The sequence below is a fragment of the Enterococcus sp. AZ040 genome, from assembly GCF_050499185.1.
Lineage (GTDB): Bacteria > Bacillota > Bacilli > Lactobacillales > Enterococcaceae > Enterococcus_D > Enterococcus_D entomosocium.
Genome location: NZ_JBMHEW010000001.1, coordinates 2,576,773 through 2,590,923, shown reverse-complemented (window position 1 = coordinate 2,590,923; position 14,151 = coordinate 2,576,773). Strand labels below are relative to the sequence as shown.

13 protein-coding genes are annotated in these 14,151 nt (G+C 38.1%); 11 read left to right on the top strand and 2 right to left on the bottom strand.

What is annotated here, in order from left to right:
- Positions 1-99: 99 nt before the first annotated feature.
- Both secA2 and IGK63_RS11885 read right to left on the bottom strand, forming a co-directional pair.
- A complete protein-coding gene (gene secA2, locus IGK63_RS11890; protein ID WP_034872020.1) occupies positions 100-2,469 on the bottom strand; it encodes an accessory Sec system translocase SecA2 in 2,370 nt (789 codons plus the stop codon).
- 46 nt (positions 2,470-2,515) lie between these two features.
- Positions 2,516-2,911, bottom strand: a complete 396-nt coding sequence (locus tag IGK63_RS11885) for a hypothetical protein (RefSeq protein WP_275626544.1) — start codon at positions 2,909-2,911, stop codon at positions 2,516-2,518.
- A gap of 323 nt (positions 2,912-3,234) precedes the next feature.
- Here IGK63_RS11885 and IGK63_RS11880 point away from each other — a divergent pair, with 323 nt between their 5' ends.
- The 11 genes from IGK63_RS11880 to IGK63_RS11830 are packed head-to-tail and all read left to right on the top strand — an operon-like array spanning position 3,235 to position 14,094.
- The gene (locus IGK63_RS11880) at positions 3,235-4,452 is read left to right on the top strand and encodes a preprotein translocase subunit SecY (protein ID WP_034872023.1); all 1,218 of its coding nucleotides are present in this window, start codon (positions 3,235-3,237) and stop codon (positions 4,450-4,452) included.
- Between the two features lie 21 nt (positions 4,453-4,473).
- Entirely contained in the window at positions 4,474-6,075 is a 1,602-nt protein-coding gene (gene asp1, locus IGK63_RS11875; protein WP_275626545.1) for an accessory Sec system protein Asp1, read from the top strand.
- A complete protein-coding gene (gene asp2, locus IGK63_RS11870) occupies positions 6,065-7,648 on the top strand; it encodes an accessory Sec system protein Asp2 (RefSeq protein WP_016612574.1) in 1,584 nt (527 codons plus the stop codon). Before asp1 ends, asp2 begins: the two co-directional genes overlap by 11 nt.
- 15 nt (positions 7,649-7,663) lie before the next feature.
- A complete protein-coding gene (gene asp3 / locus IGK63_RS11865; protein ID WP_034872025.1) occupies positions 7,664-8,569 on the top strand; it encodes an accessory Sec system protein Asp3 in 906 nt (301 codons plus the stop codon).
- A 16-nt stretch (positions 8,570-8,585) separates the two neighbouring features.
- Entirely contained in the window at positions 8,586-10,025 is a 1,440-nt protein-coding gene (locus tag IGK63_RS11860) for a glycosyltransferase (protein WP_016612576.1), read from the top strand.
- Complete coding sequence (locus IGK63_RS11855; RefSeq protein WP_086372295.1) at positions 10,015-10,863, top strand: hypothetical protein; 849 nt, start codon at positions 10,015-10,017, stop codon at positions 10,861-10,863. Before IGK63_RS11860 ends, IGK63_RS11855 begins: the two co-directional genes overlap by 11 nt.
- Positions 10,864-10,870: 7 nt before the next feature.
- The gene (locus tag IGK63_RS11850) at positions 10,871-11,428 is read left to right on the top strand and encodes a hypothetical protein (RefSeq protein ID WP_016612578.1); all 558 of its coding nucleotides are present in this window, start codon (positions 10,871-10,873) and stop codon (positions 11,426-11,428) included.
- Between the two features lie 58 nt (positions 11,429-11,486).
- Positions 11,487-11,669, top strand: coding sequence for a hypothetical protein (locus tag IGK63_RS11845; RefSeq protein ID WP_034872028.1), 183 nt, complete (start codon positions 11,487-11,489; stop codon positions 11,667-11,669).
- Between the two features lie 45 nt (positions 11,670-11,714).
- On the top strand, positions 11,715-12,701 hold the full coding sequence (locus IGK63_RS11840) for a helix-turn-helix domain-containing protein (RefSeq protein WP_016612580.1): 987 nt from the start codon (positions 11,715-11,717) through the stop codon (positions 12,699-12,701).
- Positions 12,698-13,714 carry a sugar transferase gene (locus IGK63_RS11835; RefSeq protein WP_016612581.1) on the top strand — a complete coding sequence of 339 codons (1,017 nt, stop codon included), beginning with the start codon at positions 12,698-12,700 and terminating at the stop codon, positions 13,712-13,714. The genes IGK63_RS11840 and IGK63_RS11835 overlap by 4 nt, the downstream gene beginning before the upstream one ends.
- Positions 13,711-14,094, top strand: coding sequence for a hypothetical protein (locus IGK63_RS11830; RefSeq protein WP_016612582.1), 384 nt, complete (start codon positions 13,711-13,713; stop codon positions 14,092-14,094). Before IGK63_RS11835 ends, IGK63_RS11830 begins: the two co-directional genes overlap by 4 nt.
- Positions 14,095-14,151 lie beyond the last annotated feature (57 nt).

The window sequence follows — 14,151 nt, the reverse complement described above, 5'->3', positions numbered from 1 at the left end:
TTCCTAGCTCTTCTAAAATGATAAAAATACTTCTATTAAATAAAAAAGCATCACAGTTAGGCAAACTAACTGTGATGCTTTTTTATTGGCTATGGTTGGCTATGGAAATTCAACATCGAATGAACCATCTTCTGTTTTTACCAACTCGGATAATAATAAATTTCTGACTGCTTCTAGATAAATGGCTTCACGCATTTCAGTAAAAGAACGATGTGCTTCTACTTGAAATTCATAGATGGGGCGATGTTGTCCCCAGTTTCGCCCATTGATGACTGTTTTCAATTGTTGCAGGTTGTCTGATTGTTCGATCCAAAGAGTATCTAAGGCTTTTAAAAGAATGATTCGCTTGAAAAACAGTTGTTGGAAACTATCTGGCATAAATTGTTGAATGTGAATCAAACGCTCTGAAATTAGATCCAATAAAAATTTTTTGACCGTTCGCTTATTAAATTTATCTAGTTTCTCGATTTCAAAAACATCAAAATTATAGTCCAAATTATTAAAGATAAAATCAAGGATCGCTTGTTGATTTAGGTTCTCTTTTTTAGTGGTGAATTGATTGATTGTTTCTTCTATGCATTGATTAATGATGTTTTCTAACTCGACAGGGGTACCTTTCATAATGCTGTTTCTCATGCTGTACATTTTGTCTCTTTGAATGGTAATAATTGAGTCAAATTCTAGCGTCGTTTGACGTCCGGCAATTTCTTGATTTTTGCGATTGCTTTGTGACTGATTGATTAGTTTATTGTATTTTTTCTTTTTTAAGGGCGTGAGATCACTGGATAATTCTTCTTGTTCAGTTAATAATTCTCGTTCGTCGGCGGCCCATTTGGGTGCACTTTCAACCACGATTTTGTCTTCCATAGATACATAGAAAATACTGTCACCCGGATCTCCTTGACGTCCAGAGCGGCCCCGAAGCTGATTGTCAATTCGGTCACTGGTCATCCGCTCAGTTCCTACTACTAATAGACCACCATTTTCCCGTGCGTCTTCTTCCAGTTTAATATCTGTACCACGCCCAGCCATTGAAGTAGCCACAGTTACGGCACCTTTTTTACCAGCTTCTGAGATGATCCAGGATTCCTTGGTCGCTGTTGTAGCGTTTAAAAGATTATGAGGGATTCGATGCTTTAAGAGAATCAGGGAGTATAACGTCGACATTGAGACTGATCCTGTCTCAATCAATACGGGGCGTTCTTGCGTCAAAGCATTTCTTACTGCTTCTAAAGAAGCCATGATTTTCGACTGATTGGTCACATAGACCAGATCCTGATGATCTTTTCGGCGAATGGGTTTATTTGTCGGAATTTCGATTACGTCAATATCATACGTTTCTCGAAATTCGTCGGCGTCTGTTTTGGCAGTACCAGTCATTCCGGACAAAATTTTAAATTTTCGGAATAGGTTTTGGTAGGTAATGGAGCCCATGGAGCGGCTCTCTGTAGTAATCTCTACGCCTTCTTTCGCTTCGATTGCTTGATGAAGGCCAGCTTGTAGTTTTGTTCCAATCAGCTTACGTCCATTTGCTTCATCAAGCAAAAGAATCTCGTTGTCCTCCACAACATAGTCTTTGTTTAAGTGTAAGAGATAATTGGCCCGTAAGGCAATGACTAAATGACGGTAAAGACTTTTCCATTTTTCTGAAAGAATAGTTTCAATACCTAAGTAGTCTTCGGCTTTTTTTATGCCTGCTTCTGTAAACCAAGCGTGACGTTTGTTTTCACTTCTCATAAAGTCTTTACCTTCAATCAAGCTTTTCACAAACCAATCAGATAGCGTAAAAAAATTTGACTGAACTTTGGGTGCTCCTGAAATGATCAATGGCGTTTGCGCCATATCAAGTAATATTGCATCGATTTCATCTATCAGTACATAATTGAAGTGGGTGACATATTGTTCGTCTGGAGAAACAGCCAAGTTGTCAAATAAATAGTCAAAGCCCAGTGCGCTATGCGTCGTATAGACGATGTCTGCTGCATAGACCACCTCTTTATCGATTTCTTCTCCTTCATCTTCATGTTCAGGAACACCTGCAGCCACGGATAGTCCTAGAAAACGATAGACTTTTCCCGTTTCTTCAATATCTCGCAAGGCTAAATACGTATTAGAAGTAATCAAGAAATTGCCTTTGCCTCCCAGACCATGTAAATACATCGGCATGGTTGCGGTCAATGTTTTTCCTTCTCCGGTTTTCATTTCAGCAACATTGCCGTAAAAAAGAGCAATTGCGCCAAGAATTTGAACAAAATAAGGCTCCATTCCCAAGACACGACGGTCTGCTTCGACAACGACAGCATAGGCTTGCGGGAGTAAACTCTCCAGTTTTTTGCCCTGTTCGAGTTGTTGTCGAAAATGAATGGTTTGCATTTGCAATTCTTGATCTGATAATTGCCGATAGTTTTCTGCAAGACTTTGAACTTTTCTCGCCAACCGAATATACTTGCGAAACTTTTTATCTTTCATTTTTTTGTTCCTCCTTTCAAAAACTGATATTGCTTGTGGCTTAAGCTTAATCAGCAATGCTTTCTAATTTAGCACGAATCATGACGTCGTCTAGGTCAAAAAGATATTCCCTCATCAAATCATTGGCTTCTAAAAAAAAGACGATCTTTCCCTTCTGACTAACTAGTTTCATCTTTCTTGATGCAATAAGTGGTTCTTCGTTTTGATCCAGCAGCGCTTCACCAGAACTTGTTACGAAGTGAAGTGAAAACGTATAGGTTTTGGTGCTATCCATATTATAGTAGGGAAATTCACCGTGATAGATGGACTCTTGATCAACTGCTTCCAAAGAGTCATCAGTCCGCAAAACGACAGCTTTTAGGTTTAACTTAGGCGTCGTTTCATTGTCAGGGACCCTAGATTCTGTAGTCGGTGTTTCGTTGACTGTTAAATTTTCTTTCAAAAAAAAGATACCTCCTAAGAGCAAAACGAGAGGTATGATGACTTCAATTAGTTTTTTCATAGTAAAGACCTTCTTTTGGGGGCTATTTCTCAGGAAATTCTCCCTTTTTTTCTTTTCCAATCCTTGTATTTCTCTGATGACCATTTAAAGTGAGTAGTTTTTACTTATTTGAATTTAAAACGATGATACCACAATGACCAACCTCACCTTTTCCTTTTTTTTTTTTATTTCAACAAAAAACAAGTACAAAAGGCAATTTTAAACCTGTTACTATTTTGTTAAACCTTGCAGATTAAAAAAAAGTAAGAAAATTGGAGATGAAAATGAAGAATCAAAAAGAACTCATTCGAAGAATAATCGCGAGCTTTTTCCTTTTGTTCATTGTTGAGATAGGTAAGCATATCCAGGTTCCTTTTTTTATTTCAGAAAAGATACCAGAGGAATCAACTAGTTTGATTCTGAAATTTTTAGCGACATCAACCGGTGGGAATTTTACTGTTCCAACGCTTTTTTCTTTAGGGATGGGCCCGTATATGACTGCCCTGATCATCTGGACAACGATCAGCATGATTGATACAGAAAGTATCGGAAATCTTTCCACCAAACGAATTGGGTATATTCAACGCAGTTTGACTCTTTTATTTGCTATCCTTCAAAGTTGCGCACTGGTTTTAAAATTTCGTTCCTCAATGATTGATCAAAAAGCAATTGGAGGCTCTATTGTCCTGTTGTTTTTAGGAGCAGTTCTTCTTTTGACGGCTGGGGGATTGTTCGTTGCATGGCTAGCTGATATCAACATTGATAAAGGAATTGGAGGTCAAAGTCTGTTTATTGTTCCAGGTTTACTGATGAATATCCCAGCTATGTTAATTTCGGGACAAACAGAATCCGTTCATTTAAGTCAAAACTTTATTATCGGGTTAGTTATGGTGACCTTAGTTTTTATTTATCTCACACTCTTCCTTTACAATGCAGAATACCGTATCAATATTGAACGGACAGGTATCGACAGTCGCTTTAACAATTCGTATATTCCTATTCGACTTTTACCTGCCGGGGCAATGCCTTTCATGTTTGCAGTAACCGTCTTTTCAATGCCACAGCTTTTACTATTGAACGAAAAGTGGGGAGACACAGGCTTTTCAAATTTTATTACGACTTACTTTTCCTTTAATAATGTGCGGGGTATTTTCACTTATGGTCTGATTCTCTATGTTTTAGGTTACGGATTTAGTTTTATAAATGTTCGACCATACGATATAGCCAAAAATCTAAAAGAGACGGGAGATTACATTTTAAATGTTGCTCCTGGCAAACAGACAGAGCGATATATATTGAAGCGTTTATCAACCGTTGCATTACTTGGCAACAGTTATCTTGTGATCGTTTCAATGATTCCCTTGTTGATTGGATTGCAAAATCAAATCATTTCCAACTTAGCTTTTTATTTCGGAAGTATTTTTATGTTGATCATCATTTTAGAAACAATCACAAATGAAATACGGTTCCTCTTTTCCAGACATACTTACCGGATTTTTTAGAGGATGTTAGGAGGCAATTTTTTGAATTATTTTATCCCTGATTGGACGACCAGTAGTGGCAATTTAGAAAGTGATTATATGATGAATATCATTCAGCTTTTCAAGAACAATCGAGAACCGTATCACTTATTGTTATTGGAGCATATACCGTTTTTACGTTATCAGATGCATGCATATGAATTAGAAGTAGCGCAAATGACTTCGCTTTATGATCGCTTGCAAGACATTCAAAAAACCAATGGATTTCCCTTAGATGTCGATGACTTGCCTCTTGCTCAGAATGTTGAGAAGGTCTATACACCTTTTGGAATCACGCTGATTAAGGAAAATCAACCATTTGGTGAAATTCGGTTCAATTCATTTGGTTTTGCAGAACAGATGTCTATAATGACGGAACCTTATCGACAAATCCTCTTTTTCGATGATCGGGGATTTATTTCTGCAAAATCGTTCCAGAATGACAATGGGGAACAAGTAAAGAAGATTTATTATAACGAATCGGGAATGGAAAAATGTGTGGAATACTTTGGAGAAAATCCACACGTTGAGCTGGTAAATCCTCGGAAAAGTGGACTAAAGAAAAGTCAGTATCGAAGCATGGATGAACTTCTTTTAGAGATGATGAATCAATTTCAACTGAGCCTTGAGCCAGAAGATCAAATCCTCTGTTTGACAAATGAGCGGAGTCTACGATTGGTCAAAACGAACGAGGAACGAAAAAGAGTGATCCAGATCGTTTCTGATGCCCACAGACTTTCAACTTGTGCATCAGATGAAAAAGCAGCATTATGGGCTGGCGAAAATAAAATCATTACGGATTCGACTAGTAATCAAACAGCGCTTTTCTCTTTAATGAAACAGTCCGGTGTCAATGACCTATCTCGGATACAACGCATCCCTATTTACACAACTTCTTTTCAGCTGGGCAATAGCAACTCCATTCCCCAGCTGGTCCTTTATTGGAACGCCGGTGAGCTTAACGAAGACGTTCGGAGAATCCATCATCTATTACTGCAAAAAGTTTTTCAGAATGATCGTTATGACTTAATTATCGAAACGACGACATTCCAAAGCGAAGTCGTTTTACGAGAAGCACAAAAAGAACTGGTTGATACTCACTTCGGTGTCGATAGTGAATCTGAGGAGTATCAAAAGGTATTAAAGTATTTCGAAGCAAAAAAGGCGAAAAAGTTATTTAAAACGGATGAAGAGGCGATTGAAGAGATCCGAGAAAGCAAAAATTGGCGAAATCTAGTAGAGGCAGTTGATGTCAATTTTAGGATTCACTTTCGCTTGGATTCTCATCTCACCACGATTCGTCAGGATTTCAATGAGACACGATTGTATATTGATTTGTCTGCTGAAGTTGATGTCCAGAAACAAGCACTAGCTGTTAGTGCAGGGATTCCTCAGCTTGTTAGGAAGAAAACCGATTATGTGGATGACCAAAAGAATGGGCAAATCATTGGTCAAATCAGAGAATTAGATGCAGCAATCGCTTTTTACCTGGACGATTTAAATAATTGGAACCAAGCATTGGTGGAAAATATTAGTTATATTGAGCGTTTTAGTGAGGAAAATATTATTAAACAATGGAGGGAGTTGCTAGAGGGTGTCGTCTAAACAGATTCAGGTATTTCATGTTGCAGCTGTTTCTTCTGAGGGGCAAAAGCAGCTTTCTCCTTTGTTTGCCTATCAGTGGCTTCCGTTGGCCTATGATTTCAGAAAAGATGAGCAGGAGCTACGGCTGTTTAAGAAAGACAAATATAATACCAAATACCATCGGGCAATTTTTCTTCTAGAGGAAAATGCCGCGATTCTTGAAAATTTGGAATTTTTAAAACAATTGCCAGCCTACCAAATATTTTACGAAGAAAATGGGCAGCTATCTCCAGAAGTTCAAGCGCTATTCACATTAAAAGCAGCGAATCCTTTTGATAAAAAGCAGCTAGAAAATGTTTTTCGTACGATCAATGAGCAATTCTCAGCAAAGCAACAAGGATATAAGCTATCTATGGATCACATGAAATTTAATAAAACTGTCCCGTTGCAGATCGTTAAAGAAGGACATGCAGCCTGTCAGGTAAAGGCACAACTGACATCAGACGATCAGCAAATAACTACTTGGAAAATGACTAACCTGATTCCTAAAAACGAACGCACCTGTTTTTATCCGGAGATCGCAGATGTTCAAGGAGAAGTGACATTAAAAATCAAACTCTTTTTCATTAAAGAAAACACGAATCAAGTCATCCAAGTGATTGAGGTCCTTCACGATCAAATCATAAATGGGGAGCCGGTTTACTTCAAATTAGATCAAAATTCATACATCAATGTTTCATTGTATGCCAAAGGAAATCGAGGGCAATTTACGATCGGGCAGATGCACCTGCGAAGAGCAATGGCAGATGAAAGTGTCATGATTCCAGGAGGTGGTCGGATTCGGGATGAAGAGAATCTGGGGGGAGAAGTGATCTATTACTTTAATCCGGGAGATTTAAAACCTCCATTAGCGGTTTATTTTTCTGGCTATCGATCAGCGGAAGGATTTGAAGGCCGTGGGATGATGGGAAGTATGGGCTGTCCGTTTCTGCTGATTGGTGACCCTCGTTTAGAAGGTGGGAATTTCTATCTAGGCAGCCAGAAATTCGAACAAGAAATCGTAGCGATCATCTTAGGGAAACTAGCACTGCTAGGTTTTGAAAAGTCAGATCTCATTTTATCCGGATTGTCGATGGGAACGTTTGGCGCGCTATATTTTGCTAGCGATTTAAGCCCAAACAGTGTCATCGTGGGAAAACCGTTGACGAATCTTGGTTCCATTGCTCTAAATGAACGCATCAATCGACCAACTGGATTTCCAACCTCATTGGATATGCTGCTTTACAATATTGGGGTTGTTTCAAAAGAAGCGAGCAGTCAATTGAATGAACGGTTCTGGAGCAAATTCAAAAGTGGCGATTATCGGGAGACAACCTTTGCGATCGCCTATATGAAACAAGACGATTACGACATGGAGGCATTTCCAATGTTGTTTGAATTTTTAAAAAATAATTTCCCCATGACTCGTGTTCTGTATAAAGGCATGATCGGCCGACATAACGATAATAGTCCTGCCATCAATAATTGGTTTTTGAAACAATACAAAAATATTCTCGTGCATACATTTCACCGCGATATCAAGAAAATATTATAGGGAATGAGGGAGTCGATGAATAGTTTATATCGTATCAAGTGGGGGATCGACTTTAATGACAATTATAATTATGGCGCAAAAATAGCTTATATGCCCTCTGGGGATGTCTTGTACTCTTCTCCTTTGATGCCTCCAGGCGTCAGTATTAAATCTTGGTATTCGAAAACAGAATTTCATATTAGTCGGAAATCACCAATGCTACCAATGTTACTGCCTGGATACAAGTACGAGTTAACACTTCATGCTGCATTCGATCGTAAGGAAGCAGTACAGCTATTGGTGGAATTTTTTGATAAGGATGGGTTTTTCCTTGAAAAACTAGTCTTCGAAACAAACCAAGAATGTTTTCTCTTTCCGCAAGGTGCCACTGATTATCAGATTCATATGGTAAACAAAAAACATCAAGAGATTCATTTTAAGGAATTGGTTTTATCCACTAAGGAGAATCAAGCATTTGAAGTGGTTCCTATAAATGCAAACACTGGAGCAAACCAAGGCTCAAACATAGCAACCAGCGTTGTTGCGGTTACACCGTTGGTTGAGAAACATGCTGCATTATCGGTCGTATTTGAAAAACAGAACAGCTATGTCAAAGAATATTCACTTTCAGATTTTGAAGCAGGATTGTTTGTTGAACCGGATACTAAGGCTGCATCATCGTATTTGGAAGTATTGCTTGAACAAATCTATCAGCGAAGCGACAGTCCTGAAAAAATCAACCTTAAAATGGGACAAAATTTTTCTTTGCTGGAGTCTTGTTACCACGAAGATTTTTCTGTATTAGCTTTATTATTTGCAAAGCCAAATGAAGAAGCCGAAGCACCCGAGCTTATGGATCGTCTGCAAAAAAAGATCGCACTTAATCAAAGGGCACTAAAAGTTTTAGAGAATGTAAAAGAAAACAGGAAAAAATCAACCTAATAAAGAGGGGGACATCATGAATTTTTTTGTAAATAAAGCAATGGGGATTGGTAATTCTGGTGTGGAACATGCACAGTTCTATCGTGCTGCTTGTTTTGATAGAAAAAATATTCCCTATAAGTATATTTTTATGGAGCTAGTGAAGAATCTCCATGAAGCCATGGCGGCTTGGAAAATACCAGATGATAAAGTCATCTCCATGTGGGAATATTTTGCACTAGAAGGTGATTATTTAAGGCAAGGGGCTAAAGCAGTTTTTACTGCACAACAAGATCTCTTAGTAGATGCTACGAACACACATAGAATCAAAGAAACCATCACGTCATCAGGATTAAAAATCGTTGAGCATATGGAAAAATCTCCTAGTCCAAAAAAGGAAGGCTTACTGCTAGTTTCGGATTATCGGGTAGAGATTTTTGACTATCGAACGAATCAAAGAAAAATCATGTACAGTTATCGAAATGATTCGCATCGAGGAAGAGTAATGACGAATATTCATTTGTTTGCTTTCAAAGGCAAACATCGTTTCTTTAGAAATGAAGTCTTATTGCAGCGATTTTTCTTTAAACAACTGATAGAAGAATTCCCAGAAACCAAAAGTATCATCATTGATCGGGGGGAGGAAAGCGAGGCTGCTTTATATGATCATTGTCCTCCGGAAATCAAATTGATTGAGATCGTTCATGCCGATCATTTATCTGATCGTGACGTAGCTAGCGCACCTCTTTGGAACAATTACTATGAATTTGCTTTGACGCATTTGGAACAAGTCGCTCATATCGTTGTTGCGACAGAATTGCAAAGGCAAGATTTGTTGATCGATTTCCCAAACGAGTCCAAAAAAATTGTGACGATCCCGGTGGGAGGGATTCGCGATGTGACAGAAGATTCATTTGAATTAGGCAAACAACAGGCAGAAAAGTTTGTGACAGTCTCTCGTTTGGCATCCGAAAAGCACATTGATCTTGTGATGCGGGCAATTGCTGCAGCAAAAAAAGAACATCCAACGATCTCTTTAGACATCTATGGTCAAGGGGGAGAAGAAGGTAAGTTAAAAGCAGTGATCAAGGAGTTGAATGCAGAAGAGTACATTCGGTTAAAAGGGCATTCTCATGCAATCAATGAAGTATATCCTGATTATGATGCATTTATCTCTGGTTCTTTTTCAGAAGGTTTCGGATTGACTTATATTGAAGCTTTAAATGCAGGATTGCCAATTGTAACCTTCAAGGCTCGTTTTGGGGCCATGGAGTTGATCAAAGAAGGAGTCAATGGTTATTTGAAAGATTTTTCTAGAACTGATGAAGCTTATACTATTCAGCAACTAACAGATGGCATTCGTCAGTTGACTGCTTCTGATCTGAACCAACTTAAAGCCAATACCCGCAAGTCTGTACGAATGTTTCAAGACGCGATAATTGCAGAGAAATGGAGTGAGTTGATCGATGCATTATGAATTAGTCACCGTGATCCGACCAAATGACCGAATTTGGATGGCACAAAAATCACGAATCAAAGAAGGAAGTCAAGTGTTGTCCATCTCACCGAGTCCAAATTTTCAAGCGATGCTCCAAAAAGAAGCATTGCAGGGAATAAATATTTTAGATCAAGTGACACAGCGCAGTCACGATCCAGAAGCCTTTCTGTTTTTTAACCAAGTACCAACAGCTTACTCTACAGAAGTTTATATGAACGAGGACCGGACCATTTCCTTGATCACTGATGGAGATGAAGTAGGTAAAGTGAGCTTGTATCCTATGACTAGAAGACATGTCAAAGAAGTTCGCTACTTTTATCCTGATGGCACGACAGATTTCATTGAAGAATATGCCGCAGATGGGAAATTATTCTCAACTATTTATTACTGCAATGACCAGGTTCAAGAGATTGCTTTTTTCAATGATCAGCAACAAAGTATTCTGAATTACTATTTTTATCAAGGCACCATCAATTTAGTCACGATTCGTGATACAGAAACATTCAAGGTAACTCAAAAATTTAACACAACACTTGATTTCATTCGTGATCAGTTAGCTTTTCGGTTAACAGAAAATGATACAGTGGGCATTTCATATATGGGGTTAGAATTATTTTCTCTAGCAAAATCCAACTCGACAAATACACTTTATCTGGAAGAATCGCCGCTTGATGGCAAAGGGAATATCAAAGGGAACTTAATGAGTATTTTAGATGACCGCGTTCCTTATATTCATAAGGTAGAAGTCGATCAAAAGAATTATCAGTTGTTGGCAAACAAAAATGTATGCATGGACAAAGTTGTGTTGAAAGGATGAAGACAAAATGAAAAAAATGAAAACCACTGAATTGTATGAGCAAATTATGTTGTTAATAAAAGAGAACAGCGGGTCCATGCTCACTTTTGAGAAGGAACAAGAGGAAGCAAAGAAACTTTTTGCTCATCAAAACGCATTGATTGATCAGCTGATTCAAATCAATCAAGAAATGAAAGCAATGATGAACAAGTCAGAAAACGATATCGATCTAAATGTGATCCAAACATTAAAAAAACAATTCAATGCATCTTTTGAGCAGCAACAGGAGGAGCAAAATAAATTACAAATGATTTATGAGAAGCTCTTTTCTGCTTATGAGGTTGAAAAGCAAATGCTTCGAACCTATTTTTTGAATGAAACCGAGCAGATCATTGAACGGTTAACCTCAACCGTCGAAAGACAAGATAACGATGTGAATCAATTGAGTCAAGAGCTGATTGATGAGCTTCGGGCAGTGGAAGTAGCAGAGGTAGTGAATGAGATAGCTACAAACGAAAATGAACCAGTAGAAAATGTTTCAGAACTGAGTGAATCACTACAACTGGCAGACGATCAGAACCAGTAGATAAACCAGTTTTCTTCATAGTTGTTTGCCGAAAATAAACTGGGAAGAGGTGATTTCGTTGGCGAATAATCAGCTAGAAAAAACGATTCAAGCGGGATTTCAAGAAGAACGAGAAAACGTAAGAAATCACTCAGAAGAAAAGAAAAAGGGCAAAGCGATCACCATCGTGCTTTCCTTAGTTATGTCGATCGTGATCCTTGGATCGTTGGTTTATTCTTTATTGGAAGCATTACAGAAGTAAGAATAAAAATAGGTCCTGCATTTTAGAAAAAAGGATTTGAAAAATATGGAAACTAGATTACTAAGCGTTTGTCGATTAATTAGTACGATCAACCCAGACTTAAAGATACCTGATACATCAGTCGTTGCTGTCAATATTGATCGCGAGAAATTAGAAGAGATACGCAAATGTAAAGGACTATCTGTGAAATCTTTTGAAAGAAAGATTGGGTTATCTCGCTCACGGTACTATAGATGGGTACAATATGAGATCGATTTGCCCTTCGAATTGGTTGTTGGCATCAAGAAAATGTTGAGCATTTCAGATACCGAATTGCTAGACATGTTTGCAATGTCAACAGATGAACAACTTCATCTATTGAGTGTATTGATTTATAGCTCTTTATCAACGAAAGAGGACATGTTTGTTACCTTTATGAAAGTTAGAAAAGAGTTAGAAAAGTTTCGCCCCTCAACTGAGGATAATACGATATTTAAACTCATGTTGGCCTATTCTGACCTCGTATTTGGTTGTATGAACCAGAAAGTCCCGGATGCAAGTTTAGAAATGCTTGAAACATTTTTTCTGGGAACTGATTTTTATACATTATTTGACAGCCTTTTATATTTAGCTACATTACGCATCAAACAGCGCTATGGCTTGCACGCTTCATCTTTAGAAAAACAAATTTTTTTGTTAGAGAGCTGCCTTTTAAAGAAAATAAATTCGACTGATTTTACGGAACTGCGGCCAGTCTTAGTAGGCGCCGTATTAGATTTATCAGAATGTTTGGTAGACATCCAACGCTGTGATGATGCGGTTCAATTACTTCAACATGCAAGTCGTTTAATGGAGGAACATTGGCATATTGATGTCTATAATCAGACAGTTCTAAAACTAGTCAAATATTTGCTGCTTACAAGGAATACTGCACAAGAAGATCCTGCTGTACAACTGTTTTCTAAAAATTTGAAGGGTGCAGAATGGTGCTTACCAAAAGATGAAGTGATGTTTGTGCGGGCAATGATGGAAAAGGAGATGGGGCAAGCGTGAATCGGTGGGTGACGACGATCATTGAATCGAATGCAGCAGATTCAGTCAAAAAAGCGAAAGTAGATGTTTTTCACATTGCCAATGGGATGGATTATCAACCTTTATATATTTATCGTTATATCGATGAGAATGAAGATGATTATGCACTTATGTCAAGGATTGATGGCATTACAGCTGGTGTCGCTTATGAAGATATCGTGGTCTATCAATATCCAAGTTATAACGGAGCCCATTTTGACCGAATGTTCTTACAAAGAATGAAACAAAGAGGGATTTACACGAGTTTATTCATCCATGACGCTGAGATGTTACGTGGGAAAGTCGATTTTGATGAATCTGCTCTTTTCAATGAAGCAACAGTATTGATCGTTCATAGCCAAGCTATGCAGACAGCCTTAGTCGAAAGAGGCGTGACACGGAGAATGATCCAAAAACCATTTTTCGACTATCAGCATCAAGATGTTAGTGTCAGTCATGAAAGACCAGAAAAACGAGTTGTCTTTGCAGGAAATTTGGCAAAAACCCGTTTTCTACAGCAGTGGCCCAATCGCACGGAAATTCTTGTATACGGCGATAAAAACGACAGTCATTTTGGTCCGAATGTTCATTATTGTGGTGTTTTTGAGCAAGAAGAATTGGTTCGTAGGATGGAGAAAAATGGTTTCGGACTTGCGTGGGATGATAAGTTGCCTGATGGTGGTGACTACCAACAATATACGAAGTATAATGCACCGCACAAAATCTCGTTGTATCTCTCGTTAGGAATCCCTGTCATTGTATGGAAAGAAGCAGCTATAGCAGAGATGGTACAGAAACTGGAACTTGGCATTACTATCAACGCAATTGAAGACATTGATCATCAATTAAGTGAGTTAACAGATGAAGAGCTGCTGCGGATAAAAAATAATGTTCTTTCATTTAGTTGTTTACTGCAATCAGGAATATTTACTAGAACGGCACTGATGGATTCAGAAGTGAAAATACTCCTAGGCAAAGGAGCAAGTCAAGCATGAAACAATCGATGAGTACAAAGAAGTTATCCGCAATCATTCAAATCAGCGAACTAGATCAGATGTTGACTGATTTGAAACAAGCGATCGAACAACGGGATAGTAAAATTGCGCGATTACAACAAATGATTTTAGAAAAACGACAGTCAGCCATTGGTTATCGCGATTTTATTGTCTTAAAGAATAGCCAAGAAGAATTGAGAGAGTTATGCAAAAAAATTGACTTGCAGCTGGTCAAAACCAATGAACTTTTACGGCATATACGTAATACAAAAGTAATTTTCAGCGACTTGTTGCTTTTAGAAGCAGAAGTCAACGAACAAATGAGTAAAATTCAGGAACTGTCCAATGCATTCTTTATCCAAGAAGAGGCAGGAAAATAGAGGATGAAATAGCAATAGTGTTATTAGGGAAGCTGTAAGTCATGATAAATAGGGAAG